The sequence below is a fragment of the Wolbachia endosymbiont (group A) of Norellia spinipes genome (assembly GCF_964273535.1).
On sequence record NZ_OZ187006.1, the window covers coordinates 331,105 to 352,223 of the forward strand.

19 protein-coding genes and 1 tRNA gene are annotated in these 21,119 nt (G+C 35.4%); 10 read left to right on the forward strand and 10 right to left on the reverse strand.

Annotated elements, in window-relative coordinates:
• The first annotated feature begins 91 nt into the window (after window positions 1–91).
• A tRNA-His gene (locus tag ACFZP3_RS01685) sits at window positions 92–167 on the forward strand.
• Between the two features lie 65 nt (window positions 168–232).
• Window positions 233–664 (forward strand): hypothetical protein, encoded by a 432-nt coding sequence (locus ACFZP3_RS01690; protein WP_386086728.1) that lies wholly within the window; start codon window positions 233–235, stop codon window positions 662–664.
• A gap of 274 nt (window positions 665–938) precedes the next feature.
• Here ACFZP3_RS01690 and ACFZP3_RS01695 read toward each other — a convergent pair whose 3' ends face one another.
• From ACFZP3_RS01695 to ACFZP3_RS01715, 5 genes are all read right to left on the reverse strand, one after another.
• Window positions 939–2,963 (reverse strand): hypothetical protein, encoded by a 2,025-nt coding sequence (locus ACFZP3_RS01695; RefSeq protein ID WP_386086729.1) that lies wholly within the window; start codon window positions 2,961–2,963, stop codon window positions 939–941.
• A 120-nt stretch (window positions 2,964–3,083) separates the two neighbouring features.
• Complete coding sequence (locus ACFZP3_RS01700) at window positions 3,084–4,418, reverse strand: alanine:cation symporter family protein (RefSeq protein WP_386086730.1); 1,335 nt, start codon at window positions 4,416–4,418, stop codon at window positions 3,084–3,086.
• A gap of 254 nt (window positions 4,419–4,672) precedes the next feature.
• The gene (locus tag ACFZP3_RS01705; protein WP_253309646.1) at window positions 4,673–5,176 is read right to left on the reverse strand and encodes a protein-disulfide reductase DsbD domain-containing protein; all 504 of its coding nucleotides are present in this window, start codon (window positions 5,174–5,176) and stop codon (window positions 4,673–4,675) included.
• 631 nt (window positions 5,177–5,807) lie between these two features.
• Window positions 5,808–7,457 (reverse strand): chaperonin GroEL, encoded by a 1,650-nt coding sequence (gene groL, locus ACFZP3_RS01710; RefSeq protein ID WP_264688251.1) that lies wholly within the window; start codon window positions 7,455–7,457, stop codon window positions 5,808–5,810.
• Between the two features lie 100 nt (window positions 7,458–7,557).
• A complete protein-coding gene (locus tag ACFZP3_RS01715; RefSeq protein ID WP_373457551.1) occupies window positions 7,558–7,848 on the reverse strand; it encodes a co-chaperone GroES in 291 nt (96 codons plus the stop codon).
• Window positions 7,849–8,021: 173 nt separating this feature from the next.
• Here ACFZP3_RS01715 and ACFZP3_RS01720 point away from each other — a divergent pair, with 173 nt between their 5' ends.
• The 3 genes from ACFZP3_RS01720 (at window position 8,022) to ACFZP3_RS01730 (ending at window position 10,147) form a co-directional block, all read left to right on the forward strand.
• Window positions 8,022–8,828 carry a YgfZ/GcvT domain-containing protein gene (locus ACFZP3_RS01720; protein ID WP_386086731.1) on the forward strand — a complete coding sequence of 269 codons (807 nt, stop codon included), beginning with the start codon at window positions 8,022–8,024 and terminating at the stop codon, window positions 8,826–8,828.
• Between the two features lie 149 nt (window positions 8,829–8,977).
• A complete protein-coding gene (gene dut / locus ACFZP3_RS01725) occupies window positions 8,978–9,439 on the forward strand; it encodes a dUTP diphosphatase (protein WP_264688252.1) in 462 nt (153 codons plus the stop codon).
• A 78-nt stretch (window positions 9,440–9,517) separates the two neighbouring features.
• Complete coding sequence (locus ACFZP3_RS01730; RefSeq protein ID WP_264688253.1) at window positions 9,518–10,147, forward strand: hypothetical protein; 630 nt, start codon at window positions 9,518–9,520, stop codon at window positions 10,145–10,147.
• Between the two features lie 110 nt (window positions 10,148–10,257).
• Here the strand turns inward: ACFZP3_RS01730 and nusB are convergent, their stop codons facing one another.
• Genes nusB through yidC form a run of 3 tightly spaced genes read right to left on the reverse strand, consistent with a single transcriptional unit; the run spans window position 10,258 to window position 12,846 of the window.
• Window positions 10,258–10,740: a transcription antitermination factor NusB gene (gene nusB / locus ACFZP3_RS01735; RefSeq protein WP_264688254.1), complete on the reverse strand. Its 483-nt coding sequence runs from the start codon at window positions 10,738–10,740 to the stop codon at window positions 10,258–10,260.
• On the reverse strand, window positions 10,740–11,168 hold the full coding sequence (locus ACFZP3_RS01740) for a 6,7-dimethyl-8-ribityllumazine synthase (RefSeq protein ID WP_253309653.1): 429 nt from the start codon (window positions 11,166–11,168) through the stop codon (window positions 10,740–10,742). Before ACFZP3_RS01740 ends, nusB begins: the two co-directional genes overlap by 1 nt.
• Window positions 11,146–12,846, reverse strand: a complete 1,701-nt coding sequence (yidC, locus tag ACFZP3_RS01745; protein ID WP_386086732.1) for a membrane protein insertase YidC — start codon at window positions 12,844–12,846, stop codon at window positions 11,146–11,148. The genes ACFZP3_RS01740 and yidC overlap by 23 nt, the downstream gene beginning before the upstream one ends.
• 134 nt (window positions 12,847–12,980) lie before the next feature.
• Here yidC and ACFZP3_RS01750 point away from each other — a divergent pair, with 134 nt between their 5' ends.
• Window positions 12,981–13,496 (forward strand): TIGR02281 family clan AA aspartic protease, encoded by a 516-nt coding sequence (locus ACFZP3_RS01750; RefSeq protein ID WP_182182693.1) that lies wholly within the window; start codon window positions 12,981–12,983, stop codon window positions 13,494–13,496.
• Window positions 13,497–13,502: 6 nt separating this feature from the next.
• On the opposite strand, the gene secF is transcribed toward ACFZP3_RS01750, so the two are convergent.
• On the reverse strand, window positions 13,503–14,378 hold the full coding sequence (secF, locus tag ACFZP3_RS01755) for a protein translocase subunit SecF (RefSeq protein ID WP_265044950.1): 876 nt from the start codon (window positions 14,376–14,378) through the stop codon (window positions 13,503–13,505).
• 1,007 nt (window positions 14,379–15,385) lie between these two features.
• Window positions 15,386–17,206: a heme lyase CcmF/NrfE family subunit gene (locus tag ACFZP3_RS01760; protein WP_386086733.1), complete on the reverse strand. Its 1,821-nt coding sequence runs from the start codon at window positions 17,204–17,206 to the stop codon at window positions 15,386–15,388.
• Window positions 17,207–17,228: 22 nt separating this feature from the next.
• Between ACFZP3_RS01760 and ACFZP3_RS01765 the strand changes: the two genes are divergently transcribed.
• The 4 genes from ACFZP3_RS01765 (at window position 17,229) to ACFZP3_RS01780 (ending at window position 20,201) form a co-directional block, all read left to right on the forward strand.
• Window positions 17,229–17,408: a hypothetical protein gene (locus ACFZP3_RS01765; RefSeq protein WP_253302580.1), complete on the forward strand. Its 180-nt coding sequence runs from the start codon at window positions 17,229–17,231 to the stop codon at window positions 17,406–17,408.
• Window positions 17,409–17,509: 101 nt separating this feature from the next.
• Window positions 17,510–18,523 (forward strand): hypothetical protein, encoded by a 1,014-nt coding sequence (locus ACFZP3_RS01770; protein ID WP_386086734.1) that lies wholly within the window; start codon window positions 17,510–17,512, stop codon window positions 18,521–18,523.
• A 38-nt stretch (window positions 18,524–18,561) separates the two neighbouring features.
• Entirely contained in the window at window positions 18,562–18,753 is a 192-nt protein-coding gene (locus ACFZP3_RS01775; RefSeq protein WP_264732080.1) for a hypothetical protein, read from the forward strand.
• A 122-nt stretch (window positions 18,754–18,875) separates the two neighbouring features.
• Window positions 18,876–20,201 carry a dihydroorotase gene (locus tag ACFZP3_RS01780; RefSeq protein ID WP_264688260.1) on the forward strand — a complete coding sequence of 442 codons (1,326 nt, stop codon included), beginning with the start codon at window positions 18,876–18,878 and terminating at the stop codon, window positions 20,199–20,201.
• Window positions 20,202–21,119 lie beyond the last annotated feature (918 nt).

Below are 21,119 nucleotides of genomic sequence, written 5' to 3' on the forward strand. Positions count from 1 at the left end.
ATTTATTGGCTAAACTTAAAACCCTCTACAAAAGGAGAGTTAAATAATCAATTGACTATTTGCGCTCGTATGTTAGATATTTTATATCTTGGCGGGCGTAGCTCAGTTGGTAGAGCGTCAGTTTGTGGTACTGAATGTCGCCAGTTCGATCCTGGTCGCTCGCCCCACTAAAATTTTCTGCTTTACAGAAATATGAACAAATGGTAATATATCAATTAATTAGGGAGGTTGTATGGATAAAGGAGATTTAATACTTTTAGGTGTAGCATCAGTAATAGGTGCACTTACAGGTTTGGGATTGAGTTTCACAGCTTTGTCACCTTTGGTTATAGTTGGAATTATTGCTGACGTTCCTGTAATATTATTGACTGCATGTGATATATGCGAAGGAGAATGCTCCAAGAAAGATCTTTTCAATATGGCCGTTTTATGCGTTGCAAGCGCTGCAATTGGAGTTGGCCTTGCTGCAGCCGCAACTGCTATTTTTCCTGGTGCAATGCTTGGAATAGGCTCTGCAGCTTTAACAGGTGCGGCAATAGGAGCCATAGCGCCAATTGCAGGGATATTTGCAATCATAGCTACATCATTTGCTGCTAAAAAAGTGAATGAATATATTATTTCTCCTATAGTTGAGTGTTTTTCTTCAAAAGGGAAGGGGTGCTAATCACTTTAAACCAATTAAGTAAGGTTTCTGCTTTCTGTTATTCTAGTGTGCAGCATATAGCTGTACGAACATTTGTTTGCAAAGGCAGTGTGTTAAGTGTTATAGCCGGTTTTGCCTCAAACACAAAGGCAGTGCCTGGACTCTTGCTTCAATGTTAAACAAAATACCATAGAATTCAAAATGCAAAAAGAAATGTTCAACATTGTATCAGAATGGTGCTATATTGGGCCTTAACTTGACGCGTATGCTTTTTTGAACATTCCCTAACCTCAATTTATATTGAAATACCTTTATTGGTATCTTTTTCTTGTTGTGACTCAGCAATACGTTTAGTCCAATCCAGTGGCCTTTTATTTCTGTTACCTAATGCAATTCTATTGCGATCATAACTATCAGTGTGTTCCGTTAAAGTATCTTTTCTTTCTTCTTCTATTACTCCAATTTTCAGTTGTGCTTCATCTTTCTCTAGTAATTTATATAGATTACTATTTTTATCTACAATTGAATTAGTGTCATTGTTTTCTTGTTCTGCCACTGTTTTTATGTCTGTTGAACTGTCTTTTAACAATCCTGCTGCTAATAAATGTTCTTTGGTTTGTTCACTAATTCCTTTTTGATCCACCGGTTTTAGTGGGAACTTCTGAGTTTCTTTATCCAACTTACTGATAAATTCCGTAAGTAGAGTGTCATCTCTTTGTTCAACATTCATTAGGCTCGCTTTTAACTGTCCAGGATTTACTTGAGATTGTCCATGATTGGCATGAGTTGGAGATGAATAGCCCGAATCGTTTGTTTTTGCATCTGTTGAACTGTCTTTTAGCAACCCATCTTCTTTATCTTGTGACAGTTTATCAGTAGGATCAACTTGCCTTAATCCTCTATTATCTTGCTGTGATCTATCTCTGATTTCTTTAAGAAGATTTTCAGGTGGAGTTTGGTCACTTTGTTCAATGTTCTCTAAGCTCCTCTTTGGCTGCTCAGGATCTACTTGAGGTTGAGCATGAATTTGAGGTGAATAGCCCGAGTCACTTTTGCTATTGGGTTTTGGAACAGAAAGTGGCTGTTTACTTTCTTCCCACTCAGCATCACTGGCACCACGGTTATCACTGTCATGTTCATGTATATTTAAATAAGGCAAGTAAGGAACTTTGTCCTTTAATGTTTCTAATATAGAAGACGTTGATTCATTTTTCCTGCCTCCTTCCATTGATGCTCCGCTACCATCAACAACACCAGTGCGCCGTAAGCTGTTTCTCTTGAAATTTCTGATGTCTTGTAATAGATCGCCTTTGCTATTTCCTTCTTGTTGCTGGGTTTTAGGTTGTTGCTGATTATTAGGTGTTTGCTCACTTCTATCTGGTTTTTGGCTTCCACTCCCTTGCTCATTGAAAACATCTTTTTCAGGTGTAGTTCTAAGTGGTGGCAGCGAAGGGGTCTGAGACCCAATTTCTCGATTCATATGAGTAGCTTGGTGTTTTTGAACAGGTTTTTTGACCTCTTGCTCAATATCTCTACTGTTACTTTTTATTGCGATTTCAGATGATTTGTTAAGGGCTTGATTGTCTTTTCCGTCATGTTGCACCTCATTCACTTTTCCTTTTTCCCTGAATTTTATTTCATGCAAGAATAAACCACCTATTTTTACATCTTGATTCGCTTCTAACCGTTCTAGAGAAAAATCATCACCTTTAACAAGGTCTACACCGTTAGCATCAATCTTAATTTTGATCTTGCATTCTTCCCCTTTCGCATACCATTTCAGAGTCATCTCATATGAACCATCGGTTACGACATAATGTCTTATTTTTTTCCCTCCTTCCTCGGCAACAAAACCATGCATTCCGCTCTTTCCATCACTATGCAACGTTGAAAATCCCGAGATTCCATTCTTCTGACAAAAATCACTGTTTAAAAATTCGCTGATTTTGAACTCTTTCTTGTTATCCTCCAGTGTAATACTGGCATGATTACCGTATATTGAAACTTTTTTATCTTCAACATCATCATTAATGTTATTAGCACTAGTAATATATTTATTCAACTCTTCTTTAGCTTTATCTTCAAGCTCTTGTCTAGCTGTCTTGTTGCATTCCTGAAGAATAACTCCACATGCTTTATTTTTGTTTTCATCTTCGTCCCAATTCCAGTCGGCGTGTTCTGTTAAAAACTTTACTGTGTTAAAATCAACTCTAACATTATAAATTAGGTCGTCTTCCTTTTTTATTTCATCAAATAAAGGAAAAAATTCTTGAACGCGCTCATTATAAATGTGTTTTTGTTGTATATTGTTAGTATTCATATACCCCCTCACTAATAACCCTCTGCCTTTAGTTCTAGCTAATACTAGCTAATATAATTATCACGAGCATTGGTTGAATTTTTATTAAGGAAGGTTGTGTTGTTACTCAGATGGCAACTTTTAGTTGGCGCCTAATTTTAAATATCTGTTGCTCACAGTAAACACTTCTGGATCTTGAGAAGTTAGCTTGAGTATAGCGAGTATGTTGATAAATAACAAAGCAGCAATCGAGATATCAGCGACATCCCATAGCAATCGGACTTTACCTATTGCACCAAGCGGAATGATCATGGTAAAAATTACAATCCAGATTTTAGTGTATTTATTATCCATAGACACATAGCGTATTGTCTGTTTTGAGCAAAAAAACCAAGTAAAAATAGTAGTAAAGGCAAAACAAAACATTATGGCCATAATTAAATAGTCAATATAGGGCCAATTCATAGCTTTTCTAAAAGCAAATATGCACATGTTAGTACTCTCTAAATCAGTGACCCAAGAATCTGTGACAAGCAGTACCATTGTTGTAATAAACACTATAAATGCAACTATAAAAGGCGATATTATTGTAATTAGACTCTGCTCAATAATAAATTTATTATTATTTTTCTTAGGAACAATTGAAGAATGTACGATTCCTTCGAGGCCAAGCCCTATATCTGTTGCAAAAATACCTCGCAAAGTTCCGACTTGAATAATAGTCAACATTTCTAAAATCAAACCTAGAGATAAACCAGAGTTAAAGCTACTAGCTGTCAAAAAATTGCTTGTTATTAATTTTAGAGAAGGAGGGATATTTTCACTAAACTTAAATAATATGATACCGCAAAGTGTGAGGTAACTTACCGTCATTATCGGTATCATAGCCGATATAAAAATTTTAATTTTTTTTAAGCTGAGAACTGCAACAACAAAAAATATTATGGCCATTACAATGCCACCAATGACTACAGGCACATCTATCATGTTAAGTGGTATTGATAGAGAATTTACCTGAACAAGGTTACCAGCTGTTATTGAAACCATCATCATAACAACCAGAAACACAATTGTAGCTTTTCTAGAATTAAATGCATCAGCCATATAGGCTACAGGGCCACCTATAAACCGTCCGTTCTTTTCCTTTCTGGTTTTTATACTTAGATAACAAGTGACATATTTTATCACAGAAGTGATAACAATAATTATTGCGATCCATAAAATAGAGCCCGGTCCTCCGGTTTTTAGAGCAACAGCAGTTCCTGAAATGTTTCCTACTCCTAAATTTCCCCCTAAGATTGTAAACAGGGCGGCTATAGAAGAAAATTTATTTTCCCCTCTTTTAACTCCAATGAGTGAAAGGGCGTACGGCAATCTAAATATCTGTAGCCATTTTAGTTTAACCGATAGGTAAACACCAGCAACTAGCATGAGTAATATTGTTGGCAGTAATAAAACAAACTTTACTGTATCCATCTGTAAAAGTGAGATTTTTATTTAAGTATACAACAAAAATTGAGAATACCTAACCTATTTTCTATGTATGACTTCGTTTCCGTCATTCTAGAAACCTTTTCTTGTCATCCCAGTGCGTGACACTGGGATCTAAATTTTTTATGCGAAACCATTATGTTTATATACTTGTAGGCCCAAGTTCCTCACATAGTGAACAAAAAAGTAAATGAGATTCCAGTGTCACGCACTGGAATGACACCTACCCCATGAGAACCCTATTTTTCATACCACTCATTTATAAGTTTATTGATATCAGAATCTATAAAATCCTTTAGTGGTTGCCTGGTTTTTATCTCAACATTTTTAGGGATGCACCTATCTTTACATATCGCATAATTTATATGAAAGTTAAGGTCAATATACCCTTGATTTGAAAACACATTCATCTTAAAGGGAAATAATACCATATCCTTATATACGTTACTGATAAATATCTCTCTTCCTACTTTATCTCTATGTTCCTTTGGAGTAGGCCAGTAAATATCTATGTTTAATGTGTTACCCTTACAATCAAAAGAAGTGGGAAGACCGAAATCTCCAGGATCTTTATAATATATGTGCCAGCCTGGTTCTACTGTAACCTTTATTGCACCTTTAAGAGTGAGGTTTGCTTCATTTATCTCGCCAATAAGTAAATCAAATTTTGCAATTTCCTCGTCAGCATATAGTTGGGTGCAAGAAAAAAATAAAAACAATATTAAATATATATGTATTTTCATTAAGGCAAATTTCTCCTTTTATAGAGAAAGTGATTTAGATTTTAAGTGTTATATTTAATAGCATTATATAGATTATTTATTAATATAGCATTATTCTAATATATACAACTGTAATATAAATGGGTGAAAAGAATAAGTCATTGTGGAAAACACATATAGCTAAACTGACTTAGATTTACCGACAATTTGAAAAACAAAAATTCGTCATTCCGCTACTTGTTAGCGGAATCTATGCCGAGATACCGCGAATGAATCACGGTATGACGTAGGATTGCTGTCGTCCTGCTACGTGTTAGCGGATGAGATACCACGAATGAATCGCGGTATGACGGTTCGCGGCAGCATGACAATAAGCTCGTCATCCCGCTACGTGTTAGCGGGATCTATGCCAAGAGATACCGTGAATGAATCGCGGTATGACGTGTTGCTTGGGTCAGCTATAGTATAAATATACTAGGGATTATAGTTTTCTTATGCTGCCTTTTTGTTATTAGACAACCACAATATAAAGGGGTGAAACGGATGCAAACAGTAGTGCCTTTCTGCACCAAACGTATTACCTTTAATGAATAGTAAAATGTGAGATTTTTTGGAACTACCGTGGAGCAATTGCTCCACGGTTTCACTCTACTTAGAATCCACCCATGCCACCCATTTCTCCTGCGCCCATAGGAGATGAAGCATTTTCTTTGCTTGGTACATCAACTATCATAGATTCAGTAGTAATCAGCACACTCGCAACAGATATCGCTGTTTCAAAAGCAATACGCACCACTTTTGCTGGATCAATCACACCAGCTGTAAATGCATTAGCGTAATTCATAGCCTCAACGTTGTATATAAGCTCTTTATCATTCTGCTTAATCAAATAGTCAATGATAACAGCAGATTCAAGACCAGCATTTTTAACTAACCTTCTAATTGGAGCACTGAGAACTTTCTTAATAATGTTTATGCCTATTTGCTCTTCGTCACTTGCACCTTTTAATTTGTCGAGAACAGATGAAGCATAAAGAAGTGCAACTCCACCACCTGGAACTATGCCTTCTTCAATTGCAGCTCTTGTTGCATGCAGCGCATCTTCAACTCTATCTCTACGTTCTTTAACTTCCACTTCAGTTGCTCCACCAACTTTTAGCACAGCAACACCACCTGATAATTTCGCTAAACGTTCTCTTAGCTTTTCTTTATCATAATCAGAAGTTGAAGTTTCAATTTGAGATTTGATCTGCTCGATTCTAGCTTTCACACTGTCAGAATCGCTATTTTCGCTGACAACTGTGGTATTATCTTTAGTAATTTTAACATTTTTAGCAGTACCAAGATCATCAAGTGTCAGATCTTCCATCTTGATTCCAAGTTCATCTTTTATGACGTACTTAGCACCAGTCAAAGTTGCTATATCTTCGAGCATTTCCTTTCTTCTGTCACCAAAACCTGGAGCTTTTACTGCAGCAACTTTTAAACCACCACGCAATTTATTGATAACTAAAGTGCTTAATGCTTCACCTTCGATATCCTCTGCAATAATAACTAAAGGTTTACCAGATTTAACAACAGCTTCAAGAATAGGAAGTAAAGGTTGAATAATATTTAATTTTTTCTCTGTAATTAATAGATAAGGATTATCAAGCTCCACGATCATTTTTTCATTATTTGTAATAAAATACGGAGAAAGATAACCGCGATCAAATTGCATGCCAGTAGTCAGCTCAACTTCTAACTCTTTTGAACCTTTACTCTCTTCAACAGTTATTACACCCTCTTTTCCAACTTTTTTCACGGAATCAGCGATACTGTTACCTATATCCTTATCACCATTTGCAGAGATTATCGCAACTTGCGCTACTTCATCCATTTTCTCTAGAGAAATTGTACGAGACATTGATGCAATTTCCTTTAATATTACATCTTTTGCCTTCTGTATTCCGTTTTTAATACCAACACGATCGTTTCCAGCAGCAATTGATTTTGAAGCTTCCATGATCATGCTGCTAGTTAATATTGAGCACGTTGTTGTACCATCACCAACTTTGTCGTTACATTGAGAACAACTTTGGGCAAAGATGCTTGCTATTGCAGCATTTAGTGGTTTTTCAGGCTTGATACCCTTCATCACCTTATAACCATCTTTTGTAATTTCTGGTGCTCCATAGGGCTTATTAATCCCTACTGTTTTTCCTCTAGGTCCCGCAGTTATTGCTACCGTTGAATCCACTATTGCTGCGACTTCACGAAAGGCTTCTTGTAACTGCTCACCTGATACTACTACATTAGTCATTTTTATCACCTCTTGTTAATAAAAAATTTAGAAAACTATAATAAAACCATTTACAATGCGCCATGTTGCGCTTTGTTTCAATTTAGTAAAATAAAGACTGCTATTTAATGACGGCAAGTATATCGGACTCTTTCATCACGATAAGCTTTTCATCATTATGTTCTATTTCTGTACCAGCCCATTGACGATAGAACACTTTATCACCAGCCTTTACAGTTAAAGCTATGCGTTCGCCATTTGAGTTGCGTGAACCTTCACCAGTTGCTACAATTTCACCTTTAGTAGGTTTCTTTTCAGCACTTGATGGAAGCATAATTCCACCCTGCTTTTCCTCGCTAATAGGCTTGATCAGCACGCTATCATCCAATACATTTAAACTTATACTTGACATTTGCTTTTCCTCTCAACAAATTAACCTATAACTTTATATATATACTCGTAAGTTAGATTTCAAGGGCTGGAGCTTGTAAAATATGCACACCATATAAAATATGCACGCCAAAAGCAGTTTCTAAAAGAGCCTAATGTTATATAATAAAATTTAGGTTTATTTATAGAGATTTCATGAGTTATATACCATTCTTAAGTCGTGGTGTGATAGTGCTATATGGGCCTGACACTAGAGATTTTCTGCAGGGCATTATAACCAATGATATTAATAAGCTAGATAGCCAAAAAGCTATTTACTCTTTATTGCTTAGCCCTCAGGGAAAATACCTATATGATTTTTTTCTTATTGAATATGGTAGATATATTTTCTTAGAGTGCGAAAATGTGCACTTACAGCAAATAATCGAGAAACTAGATTTACTTAAAACTTATTTGAGAGTGAAAATTAAAGACATTAGTGCACTATATAAGGTTGGAGTTTTGTTTGATACTAAGTTGGCGGAGTGTAGTAGTAAGTCACAAGTTATTTTTCAAGATCCAAGGCACAAGCTGCTAGGAATGAGGATCATACATAAAGATAAAATAAAAGAACCGGTTGGAGATTTTATTCAGTATGAAAAAGTTAGAATTAAAAACCTTGTCCCAGATGGAGCAAAAGATATGGTACAAAATTCATCGTTCCCATTGCAATATTTAATCGATAAGGCAAACGGTATAAGCTTTAATAAGGGGTGTTACGTAGGTCAGGAAGTCGTAAATCGAATGAGCAGACAAGAAATATTCAGAAGAAAACTTTATCTTGTTGAGGGGGATAACGCACTTCCAGATATTGGCACTAAAGTGACAAATGAAAATAATGAGGAAATAGGGGAACTGCGCTCTAGTGTAGGCAACATTGGACTTGCATTGCTTAATACTCAAAAAAGTCATGCAAATTTATATGTCGATGGGGTTAAGTGCGTTAAGACGTTGTATAATTAAAGTCTTAAGGTAGCGCATATAGAAACGAAAAACTTATTTTATGGCCTAGCGTCACGCACTAGAATGACATCATTTACGATGTAACATTTATTACTTTTGCAGATACAATTTACATGCTATAATTGAATCTTCATAGTTGGTAAATTGGAGTGCAAAGAAGTAAAATTAAAGTAGAAATAAAGAGATTATCACACGGAGAAGACTTGTCTCTTCCATGTTATGCAACTACGCAGAGTGCTGGTATGGATCTTTATGCTGCATTGAATGACTCTGCTGTTTTAAATCCACTTGAGAGATTACTTGTTCCAACTGGAATTGTGATTGCAATACCAAACGGTTTTGAGGGGCAAATCCGCCCACGTTCTGGTCTTGCTGCAAAACATGGAATCACTGTCTTAAATTCTCCGGGCACTATAGACTCTGATTATCGAGGTGAGGTGAAGATTTGCCTAATTAATCTAAGTAATCAGTCGTATGAGATAAAAAGAGGAGATAGAATTGCACAAATCCTTATTTCTCCTGTATCTCAGGTAATTTGGGATGACAGAGAAGAATTCTGCACAGAAGAAACCGGTCGCAATGCAGGGGGCTTTGGCTCAAGTGGCAGGTAATTTGCGAAAAAGCTTGACTATGACAGTTCTTTTATATACAATTTAAGCATATTAATATTTTATTAAATGAGGTCGTTTATGCTAACTTTCAAAAATCATCGAGGTCAGTTCCACAAAACAAACACTGCACTTGTTGCACTTACTTCTTTGTATGTCATAGGCGCAGCAGTAGCACTTTCAGCACCATATTGGGTGTCTTCAACTTCCATGCTAGCTCCACTTGCAGCTTTTGCAGCTACACCACTTGGAATGGGTGTTTTAGCATTTGTTGCTGTTGCACTGATTTGTTTAGCAGTATATGCCATCAGCAAAAATAACGAAATATCTGAGTTGAAAGCTCCGAAGATTGTTGTTGATGATAAACAAGCAGCATTGCTAGTAACAAAAGAGGTGTATGAGGAAATAAAAAAGAATAACCAAGTTAAAGATGAAAAAGATAAGATGAAAGGTAAATGTTATATAGACTTCAGCTTAGAAGGCAAGAACTACCGTATTATTGTTGGGTCTTTCAGTTCAGCAGGCAATACTTTATTATTAAGTATAAGTTCACTAGAAGTGAAAAACAAAGAAGGTGAGTTCGAGGCAGTAAATAAAACAGAGTGGAATAAAACATTAGGTTTAGACAAAGATGATGCTAAAGAGGTTAACACTTATTTAGGCTCACTTATTGTTGAACAAGTTGCTTCTGAAGAAAAAGCAAAAAGCTAGACAGCTAAGTATAAAAGAGGTAGATTAAGTCTGCCTCTTTATTTTTCAGTGTCAGTTACTTAAATTTATTATGGAAATTGCCTTAACTTTTATATAGTTGTGAGAAGCTGCTAAGGATTTTTATTTAATTTAACTGCATCTTTTGCCTTATCCAATAACCCATTAATAAAACCAATTTCGCTTGGTTTATCAAGTAAATCAGATGCAATGTTAGTATATTCATTAATGACAACTGGAACTGGCGTATCACAATTAGCTAACTCACATATTGCAACACGCAAGATAGATAAGCTTATAAGATTTAAACGTGAGAGGGACCAGCTTGGATGTAAATAAGACTCTATTATTTTATCATATTCTTCACTGCTTTTTATAACCTTATATAACAAGTTTTCTAAGAACTGATGTTCAAATTCTTCACATTCAAATATATCTTTCAACTTACTTATGTAGTTCTTAAGCTCACAATTTTCCAGTTTAAAAGTGCTTTTGTTATAACCTACGAAAATATTTGAATAAGCAATTTGTACAGCAAGAAATCTTGCCGTACTTCTTTTTATGCGCCACTTTTTATCTACTGGTTTTTCCTCCATTATTTTAATTTATTGTGTAAATCTATCATATGCAAAACAGTTGAGGCTGCATGGCCACCAACGTTCTTTTTGTTTTTGTCAGCTCTAACTAGTGCTTTATCTTTGCTGTCAGCGGTAATTACGCCCATACCAAAGGGTATTGCATAATGCATAACAACCTCATTTAAACCTTCGATTACCCCTTTACAAACGTATTGATAATGATCAGTTTCACCGCGAATCACGCACCCAAGAGCTAAATAACCGTCATAATTAGCATTCTTGCTTTTTACTGCAAAGAGAATTGTAGCTGGTATCTCAAATGCACCAGGAACTTCAATTATGTCATAGCTTGCATGACTTTCTTTTAATCTATCGACTGCACCTTCAAGCAAAAGGTTTGCTATTTCAGCATAATAAATTGAATTAACTATTAGTATTTTCGACATTTACTACCACTTTTTTCGTTAAAAACAACTTTATTAATGATTGTTGAATTAAAGTTATAATATTACTAAATATCCAATATATTACCAGGCCGGCAGGAAAAGAAGAAAAAATAAAGACAGAAATGTAAGGTAAAAACTTCATAACATTTACTTGAATATCATCTTTATTGGTTTGATCTTTCTCACTTAGCTTCTGCTGAATTATCATGGTGGCACCGAAAATTATAGGTAAAATGCCTATAGAAATAGGAAAGTTATAATTAAACAACCCAAATAATGTAAAGATGTTCGTTGGGTCAGGAGCTGAAAGATCCTTAATCCATAAAAAAAAAGGAGCATGTCTCATCTCTATAGTAACAAATAATACTTTATATAGAGCAAAAAATACCGGTATTTGTATTAGCATGGGAAAAATGCTCGACATTGGGTTTACATTGTTTCTCTTGAACAACGCAATTGTCTCTTTGTGCTGCTTTAAGCTGTCATTTTTATACAACTCTTTTATACGAGTTAATTCAGGCTGCAGGCTTTTCACCTTGAACATCGAAATATATGATCTATTAGATAAGGGAAGCATCAAAAGTTTGATTACTAAAGTCAGCAATAATATTGCTAAGCCAAAATTTTTTAAAACGAAGTTAAAATATTCAAGCAGTAAAAACACTGGCTTGGTTATAAAATAAAGAACACCAAAATCTACAGCTTTATCAAACAAAGGTATATTGAGAGTATCCTTATAAGAATCCAGTAAATTCAACTTTTTTGCTCCAGCAAAAAAATAATTCACATTAGAAACACTTGCGCCAGGAAGTATGCTCTTATAAGGTTTGACAAAATCTACTTGAAATTTATCAATATCATTAGCGTTAGTATGCTTAATGCTTACATTTATTTTATCGGATTTCTCAGGTATGATGGCTGTAAGCCAGTATTTATCAGCAAAACCAAACCAATTTTTTTCACTCGTGCTTGCTTTTATTAAATGTTTTTTGGAAATATCCTTATATGTCCACTCCTCTAGTTTATTATCAAATGCACCCAGTACTCCCTCATGGGATATCCAATAAGATTCGTTGATATTGTCACGTTTACGGTTAATTCTACCATAAGGAACCAAAACTACATTATCTTTTGTATTGTTTTCAATAATTTGCTCAACTTTAAACATGTAGTTATCGTCAAGGCTAATTTTCATTCTAAATAAAATGCCATTTTCATTATCCCAAAATAAATTGACCTCTTTTTGATTGAGTTTATCTGCTTGCCAGACTGCCTTAGAATCTGGAACTTTAATCTTTTCATTCGGATCGAGCCACCCAAATTCTGCGAAATATACATCTTTTGATTCTGCAGGTGACAGTAACACCACTTGTGGAGAAGAAGAACTCGGTTCTAAGTGGTAGTTAGTTAAGATTAAGTCATCAAACCTTGCACCTTTCAAAGAAATTGATCCTTTAATCATGTTATTGGTTAAACTAACCCTCTGTTCTCGAGTGGAATTAATAATTTCAGAACGATTTTGGTGTATTATAGGAGCAAGGTCGTTAAAAGATTCGATATGTTCAATCAATGGCTGGTTGTGGTTTGCACTAAAAAAATTATCATAAATAATGCGCCAAGATACCATGATCAACATTGAAAGGATAGCTGCTAAAATTAAACTTTTTGCTTCTGACATGAAATTAAATCAAACATATCTTCTTAAAGTGTATATTAAATATTGTACTAAAACAATGAAATTTACTTATTTTTAATAATAACTTTTAACGCTAATCTTTAAAATTTATTTTAATAGCTTCAAATTTTAACAATATGAACGCGGTGAAAAATCTAGTTATTTGGTTACTAATAATAGCTGCCACTTCAATGCTTATTGATTCACAAAGGGACAAACTAAGCGACAGATTTCTCAGTACTTTTTTACCATATAAAGGGAGAATTCAGAATAGTGGTCAGAATAGTGGAAGTATCGAATTTACGAAATCATACGATGGACACTTTTATATTCAGGCTCAGGTCAATGATCGCAATATAACGTTTTTGCTTGATACCGGAGCAACCGATATTGTTCTATCACAAAAAGACGCATTACATGTTGGTATTAACTTACAAAACGTTCAGGATTTTAAAATATATGAAACTGCTAAAGGTCAAATAAAAGCTGGTGTTGTTCACATCCCTCAGGTTAAAATAGGGAATTTTTTAGTTAATGATGTACAGGCGAGCGTTAACACTCATTCTATGTCTCATTCACTACTTGGAATGAGCTTTTTAAGGTATTTTCATTTCACTATAAGAGATAATAAGTTGATATTATACCGCGACTAAACACTTCTACAATCTACTTATCAAAGCTCTGTAGGTTAATATAGGAGCAGAAATAAATATTGCAGAACAAGTGCCAATCAAAATACCAAAAAAAATGATCAAGCTGAAGTCTCTCACTGCATCTGTGCAGATTAATGTCAAAGGAAGAGCAGCAAGAAGGGTTGTACCCGAGGTTAATATAGTGCGAAATAATGTAGCGTTGATACTTGCATCTACTATCTCACTCATCCGCCCACTTTTACCACTCTTGCAATACTCTCGAATCCGATCGTATATAATTACTGAGTTATTGATTGAATAACCAATGACAGTGAGGAGAGCTGCAACTGATGAAATATTAAACTCAATGCCAGTTAGGCTAATAAAACCAACAGTTAAAATCACGTCATGAATCAGTGCTGTTATTCCACTGAATCCACATTGCCAATTAAATCTAAACCAAACGTAAAAAAATATTCCAACAATTGCGATCAACATGGATAACATTCCTTCAAATATTTGTGTTGAGCTTATTTGTGGGCCAACATAGTCTATTTTACGATAGCTTATTGAGCTACCTAGCTTTTCTTCTAGTATGCTTTTTATCTTTTTGATTTTATCTTCATCTCCTTCATCTTTAAAACGCATGACTAAATTATCACCCGCTTTTGAACTCTGCACTGTAAAACCATTTTCTTTTAATGCATCGAGAATAGAGTGATTCTCATCTGAAGATTTTATCTCTATCAAAATTCCGCCTGCAAAGTCTATGCCTAAGTTCACTCCACGCAGCACAACAGTGAGCATTGAAAAGATGATAAAAATAATGCTAACGAGTGCAGTCAAATCCCTATATTTACTAAACTTGATATTGAGGTTATCTGGAATGAGTCTAAGTGCCATGCTATTTACTTAAAATAATCACTTGAATTTTATATACTTTTCAAAAAATTCACTAGTTTATTCTGTGATTGGACTTCTCTGTCATCCGAGTAGCTGACACTGGTTCACTCTATAATGGTATCACAGCAGTCCTACGTCATACCGCTGCGGTATCTCTAGATCCCGCTAACAAGCAGCGGGATGACGGTTGTCAGGCTAGTACCCCTATGATGTCACCCCAGTGCTTGACACTGGGATCCAGAAGAAAGAATGGTGTCATGAAAGTAGCTGAGGTTTCCATCCAAAAGGGTGTCGTCCCAGTGCCCAGACTACTTGGATCCAGGAAACTTAACTCTACACTAAGTAAATGTACAATAAGAACTAGATTCCAGACTGGAATGACAGCGGTCCTACGTCATACCGCCGCGGATAGATCCCGCTAACAAGTAGCGGGATGACGAATTACTATACCGCCGCGAACCGTCATACCGCCACGAACCGTCATACCGCCGCGGTATCTCTAGATCCCGCTAACAAGCAGCGGGATGACGGTTGTCGTTTAGCTATAAATATTAAGGAATTTACCAAACAAAAAAAAGGCAAAAGAAGCCCTAGTCATTGTCTATTTTCAGTATTTGGCGTTTTTTAAGTCTTAAACACTGCAATTTAGCTGCTTTTAAGTGCAACTAACTTAAGCTATAAATGTTTAAGAAATTCACTAAGCAGAAAAAAAGGCAAAAGAAACCCCGCGTTAGCTAGTTGTCACTCTCTAATCCTGCAAATTGGCGTACTATACTGTCTTAAACGACTTATAAGCGCGTTTCAGCTTGTGTAGGTAAAAACCTAGAAATATTGTGAAGACATAAGGTGCACATAGTGCAAAAAATTAAAAATAAGACGCCAACTACGTTGTTTTCTTGCTGTTTAATCTGCACAGATGAAGATAACTGAATACCTTCAATACCATGATAAGGGCGCTGGCGGAGTTTGTCAAGGAAGTTTTTTCGTTATAGTATAAAGGAGTCCTATTAAAATCTTCTCAATAAAGGAAAAGCAGCAAGGAGCGAACCAAAAGCGATGAGGAAGGATCCAAGCCAGATTATAGACATTCCAGGTTTATAGTGCACTTTAGCTGCGATTTTGCTCTTACTCTTATCAATCTCACCGATTACAACATAAATATCAGAAAGCAAATTGTGGTAGATACTGCTTTCAACATTTTTCTGACCTTCCACAAGGTAAAATCTATATTCAGGGGTTATCTCACCCAATATCTTATTATTCAGCAAATTCCTGATATCCATTGTACCTCTCACTGCATGGAAATTTTTTTCTTTTATTAGCTCAATATTTCGTAAAGTAACTTTAAATTTATTGACTGTTATGCTATCCCCTATTTTTAAGTAATTTTCTTTTTTCTCCTGCCAACCAACTGAATAAGCTATACCAAGCACTAAAATTGCCACTCCAGCATGAGCTGCCATCATTGCATAGTAGGATTTAGAAACTTTTCTTGCTAATAAAATTGATTCACCAAATGCTACCTTAAATAAACAAATTCTTTTACTATATGCTTCTAAAACAAAGATTAATAATGCTATGGAGATAGTAATTGATAGCACAATTATTAGCTCCATGTGAAAGATAAACGGCAAAATAGCTGCAGCACTACAGAATGAAAATCTGTATTCACGAAATATTGGCAATAGACTATTTCCCTGCCAAAGGCAGTATTGCCCGATCATGGTGAGCACTAGAATAGCCAGTGCAATAGGATTAAATAAAGAATTGTAATATGGTGCTCCAACTGAAATTAATTCACCGGTTAAATACTCAAGCACTGTAGGGTATAAAGTGCCAACGAACACGATGAAAAAGGCAGTAATAAATAATAAATTGTTCATCAGCATCATCGTAAGGCGTGAAAAGAATCTTCTACCCTCTGTCACTTGAGTAGCAGATTTCTTTCTGGATTCCAATGTCGAGCACTGGAAAGATGTGCGATTTTTTCTCGTAAACACTACAAATATTACTAAGCTACTGACTGTAATTACACCAAGTAGAGCTAATATATACAGTCCATACCTTGAGTCATCTGCAAACGTGTGCACTGAGGTGAGTATTCCTGAGCGGACTAGAAATGTTCCAGTTACACTCAATATAAAAGTTGTAAGCGTAAGTAAAATAGCGAAATTCCTTAAAGTATTGAAATTTCGTACAACGAGCAACAAATGTGTCAGCGCCACTGCAATTAGCCACGGTATCAAAGAAACGTTTTCCACTGGATCCCAAAACCAAAATCCACCCCACCCAAGTTCGCGATATGCCCACCAGCTACCCAAGCTGATGCCCAAAGTGAGCAGCGACCAAGAAATAAGTACCCAAGGCCTGACAATTTTAGCCCAAACATTTCCTTCAGTATTTGCAATTAATCCAGCTATAGAGAGCGAAAAAGGAACGCTAAATCCAAGGTACCCCAAATATAATATCGGTGGATGAATAGCAAGGCCTATATCTTGCAATATCGGATTAAAACCCAATCCATCTTTTTCAACGCTTGGCATTTTAGTGAAGGGGCTGGATTCAAGTAAAGTGAACAGTAAAAAACAAAAGCAAATCAAGCCTTGGGTGATCAAGGATACTTTCTTCAATTTACTGTCGTTATCAGTAAAAATACCCATCAGAAATAGGTAAAAGGTAAGCACTAATGTCCAAAGCAACATAGACCCTTCTTTATTTCCCCAAACTCCACAAATCTTATAGATCAAAGGTTTTGTTGTGTGTGAGTGGTAATATACGTTTTCGAGTGAGAAATCATTTGTAATGTGGCAGTAGATCAAAATAGCCATTGATGTTGATACACAAAAAAATATGGCAGTGGTAATAAACCGACAAGAACTAAGCGGTAAAAACAAATATGTCAAAGACAATAAGCAGGCTATGAGTAGCAATATATTCCCAAGTTCAGGCATAAAAAATTATAGTTTTTATATAAACAATATTACTGATGACAAGTTAGAAGTTAAAGTGTTAATTGACGCTTGCTATTGATGCTAGCATAATGCCCCCGTAGTTAGCTGTGCTAGTATTAATTAAAAATTAAATATTAAACTTTATACTTTTATAGATAGCGTTAATATTGAGGTAACATTGTGGGTACAACTAAGATTAGTAAATTTCCATTCAATATAAAAGGTAAAGTGGCAAAACAACATGCCGAACCAATAGTTGAAAAAAATCTCTATACTATTTTAGGATTCAAAAGTAGAGAAGATTTTGAAAATAAGACAAGTAAGCTTGTTAATAAAAAAGTTTGGCAATCATTTGTTGACTGCTTTGCAAAAGAAATAGATTATGCAGCAACTGAAAAAGTTGTAAAAAACATCGTTTGTAACATTGCAAAGAGTGATCAAGGTAATGCTTTTACCAAAACTGAACATCTGATATTAAATGAAAAGCAAGATAATAAAAAGAGAGAAAAAGCGATTAGAAAAACTGTTGGTATTTTGAGAAAAATCAATCCAGAAAAAGCCTTCAATGAACTTTCAGTAATAAAAAAACAAGCTGAAGATTTTTTACAAACCGATTTTTATAAAGCTCAGAGTAAACCACTTCAAGGATTTGCTCCATCTGGTGGACAGCTCTTTGCGGAAGTTCTGAAATATATAGAAACACTAGAAAAATTAGCTGAAGTTAAAAAGGAAGAGCTAGTTAAAGATTTCTTGTTAAATCATGTTAGTTCATTGAATAAAAAGTATCCTAAATCACAAGGCAAAAGGGAAGATGCTATAACAATACTATCAAGTAATGAGTTGAAGAATTTTTACAATAAAGGTGTAGAAGAAGGAATATTACAACCAATGGTATCTTACAAAGAATGCAGAAACCTGTATGACAAAATGAACCAAATGAAAAATGAATCCAAAAGTATAATTAAAAGAGAAGGACGGGAAGAAAATTTGAAGAAAATAGATAAGTCGATAGTCAGTGCAATTAATGACATAAAAAAACATAGAGAAGCAATCCTTAACTGTAAAGACTTTCAAAGTTCTTACATAAAAGAGAAAAAAGAACATCCATTTAGAGGCAACGCATGTCAAAAAATAATTGATATATATATCAAGAGAGAATTGCTGGATATCAGGAGAAAATTCGTCAAAATTTAAACCAAATAAAAGCGATATTAAAAAGTGCGCCGCAAGAAATGGATGATGTGGAAGAATTAGAGGAAATAATCGATGGTATGCATGAAGCGAAGCAGTGTGATGAAAATTTTGACTCAGCTTTGATTTGTTTATCGAACATACAGAATGAGCTAGATATTCAACTGGAAAATCCTTCAACAGAGCTAAGAGTTTTTCATATTAACGTTAAAACTGAAGTAACTCGGTTATAAGAGCCAAATTTTTGGGACAATTTTAATTCAAGACAGCTCTCGCAACTTTAGTCTGCGTTTTTATTTGGTTGTATTTTGTTAAAAAAACTTTAGATTTATTTTATAATCGATACTCAAATATAATGACTCAAACTTGGAATTTGCTGCAAACAGGGCAAAAGGAAGGCTATAAAATTGCATATATTAATGCTCGTGTTATCGATCCCGAAACTAAGCTTGATATAAAAGGTTCATTATTGACTGAAGGGGATAAAATTGTTGACTTTGGTGAATCATTATTTTCAACAAGTGGGGTCGATGAAACAATAGACTGTAAAGGGCTTGTTCTAATGCCAGGCCTTATTGACATTCACGTACATTTTCGTGAACCAGGCCAAGAACATAAAGAAACTATATATACAGGCAGCAAATCTGCAGCTGCGGGAGGCGTTACAACTGTAGTTTGTCAGCCGAACACTGTTCCAGCAATTGATAGCGTTGTTTTGGCTAAATATTTGAAATATAGAGCACTTGAAACTTCACATGTAAACGTTGAATTTTACGCTAAAATTACCACTTCGGAAGAAAAGTTGACTGAAATGGCACTTTTAAAGGAAGCAGGTGCGGTTGGGTTCACTGATGATGGCATGCCAGTTATGAACCCAATGATTATGAGACAGGCGCTGCTTTATTCAAGTATGCTGGGTGTTCCTATTGCTCAACATGCAGAAGATTTAAATTTATCAGCAGGTGGTGCAATCAACGAAGGTAAAATTTCTGAAGAATTGGGAGTAAAGGGAATCTTGAGTGCGTCAGAATCGGTTATGGTAAATCGTGATATACTGCTCATGAAAGATATGGAAAATGTGCACTACCATATTCTACATGTCTCTTCAAAAGATTCACTTGATGCTATTAAACGTGCGAAAGATTTGGGATTAAATGTTACATGTGAAGTAACCCCTCATCACTTCACTTTGACTGAAAATATAGTAAAACAACATGGAGCAATTGCAAAAATGAACCCGCCGCTTCGCACTGAAGAAGATCGTTTAGCTATGGTTGAAGGTTTAAAGACAGGTGTGATTGATTGCATTGCAACCGATCACGCTCCGCATGATCGTAATTCTAAAGATCTTCCACTTGAAAATGCTGCATTTGGTATTGTTGGCCTTGAAACAATGCTGCCCCTTTCACTTGAACTTTACCACAGTGGGCAAATGGGTCTACTTGATGTGCTTGCAAAATTGACATATAAGCCTGCAGATATAATACACGTATCACGTGGTCGTATACAAAAAAACCTTGCTGCAGACTTAATTTTAGTTGACCTCAATCATGAATGGGAAATTAAAACTGACAACTTTGCTAGTAAATCAAAGAATTCCCCTTTCGATGGGCGCAAAGTAAAAGGGCACGTGGTACGTACTGTTGTGTCTGGCAAAACTATATACTCACAGAAAAGTTAGTTATCATACCTTATCTGTTCCAATTTGTTATCACCAGAATGGGCTAAGTGCACCTGAATTTAAATTAAGAAATATTAGCCAATTCCACTAGACTTCTTGCATAACCATATAATAAACTTTTATTGGGAATAGAAACGAAAAACTTCCTTGACAAACTCCGCCAGCTCCCTTATCATGAAACTGAAGCTAATTATTTACCTTCGCAATCTCTGCAGTGGATTAATAACAAAAAAACTTAATGTATTTGGCGTAAATCATGCTTAATTTTTTGCACTATGTGCACCTCATGTTTTTATAAAACTTTTAGGTTTCTACCTATACAAGCCGAAACGCGCTTATAAAGCGTTTAAGACAGCAAAAGACGTCAAATAGACAAGGGAGAATTTGAATACTAGCTACCTTAGGGTTTCTTTGCCTTTTTTTCCACTTAGTAAATTTCTTAATGTTTGTAATTTAGGTTAGTCGCATTTAAAAGCGGCTGAATCGCGGTTATTAAGCGTTTAGAAAAAAAACGCCAATATTTTGAAGTACATATAAATAACTAGTTAACCATGGGGCTTCTTTTGCCTTTTTTTTTATTCGGTAAATTTCTTAATATTTATGGCTAAACGACAATCGTCATCCCGCTGCTTGTTAGCGGGATCTATGTTAAGAGATACCGCGAATGAATCGCGGTATGACGGTTAAGTAGGGTGTCATCTCAGTGCCCAGACATTGGGATCCAGGAAAGTTTGCTTGCTCACAAGCAAACTAGCATAGAAAAACGTTTTCGATGAGATTGCAGAAAGGCTGGATTCCAGTATCTGGGCACTGCCGTCATAAAGGAACCAGTGTCAACTACTCGGATGATACCTTTTTCTACTTAGTTTGGGTTATGCAAGAAGTCTACTGTCTCCGAATAAACGCATCCTCTTATCT

Excerpts from the sequence above, each read along its gene's own strand:
- ACFZP3_RS01740 (WP_253309653.1), bottom strand. The coding sequence starts at position 11,168 with ATGTCGAAAATACTAATAGTTAATTCAATTTATTATGCTGAAATAGCA.
- secF (WP_265044950.1), bottom strand. The coding sequence starts at position 14,378 with ATGGCACTTAGACTCATTCCAGATAACCTCAATATCAAGTTTAGTAAA.
- ACFZP3_RS01715 (WP_373457551.1), bottom strand. The coding sequence starts at position 7,848 with ATGTCAAGTATAAGTTTAAATGTATTGGATGATAGCGTGCTGATCAAG.
- ACFZP3_RS01695 (WP_386086729.1), bottom strand. The coding sequence starts at position 2,963 with ATGAATACTAACAATATACAACAAAAACACATTTATAATGAGCGCGTT.
- ACFZP3_RS01690 (WP_386086728.1), top strand. The coding sequence starts at position 233 with ATGGATAAAGGAGATTTAATACTTTTAGGTGTAGCATCAGTAATAGGT.
- ACFZP3_RS01760 (WP_386086733.1), bottom strand. The coding sequence starts at position 17,206 with ATGGCTATTTTGATCTACTGCCACATTACAAATGATTTCTCACTCGAA.
- ACFZP3_RS01780 (WP_264688260.1), top strand. The coding sequence starts at position 18,876 with ATGACTCAAACTTGGAATTTGCTGCAAACAGGGCAAAAGGAAGGCTAT.
- ACFZP3_RS01730 (WP_264688253.1), top strand. The coding sequence starts at position 9,518 with ATGCTAACTTTCAAAAATCATCGAGGTCAGTTCCACAAAACAAACACT.
- nusB (WP_264688254.1), bottom strand. The coding sequence starts at position 10,740 with ATGGAGGAAAAACCAGTAGATAAAAAGTGGCGCATAAAAAGAAGTACG.
- ACFZP3_RS01705 (WP_253309646.1), bottom strand. The coding sequence starts at position 5,176 with ATGAAAATACATATATATTTAATATTGTTTTTATTTTTTTCTTGCACC.
- ACFZP3_RS01700 (WP_386086730.1), bottom strand. The coding sequence starts at position 4,418 with ATGGATACAGTAAAGTTTGTTTTATTACTGCCAACAATATTACTCATG.
- groL (WP_264688251.1), bottom strand. The coding sequence starts at position 7,457 with ATGACTAATGTAGTAGTATCAGGTGAGCAGTTACAAGAAGCCTTTCGT.
- ACFZP3_RS01765 (WP_253302580.1), top strand. The coding sequence starts at position 17,229 with ATGGCAGTGGTAATAAACCGACAAGAACTAAGCGGTAAAAACAAATAT.
- ACFZP3_RS01720 (WP_386086731.1), top strand. The coding sequence starts at position 8,022 with ATGAGTTATATACCATTCTTAAGTCGTGGTGTGATAGTGCTATATGGG.
- ACFZP3_RS01750 (WP_182182693.1), top strand. The coding sequence starts at position 12,981 with ATGAACGCGGTGAAAAATCTAGTTATTTGGTTACTAATAATAGCTGCC.
- ACFZP3_RS01775 (WP_264732080.1), top strand. The coding sequence starts at position 18,562 with ATGGATGATGTGGAAGAATTAGAGGAAATAATCGATGGTATGCATGAA.
- yidC (WP_386086732.1), bottom strand. The coding sequence starts at position 12,846 with ATGTCAGAAGCAAAAAGTTTAATTTTAGCAGCTATCCTTTCAATGTTG.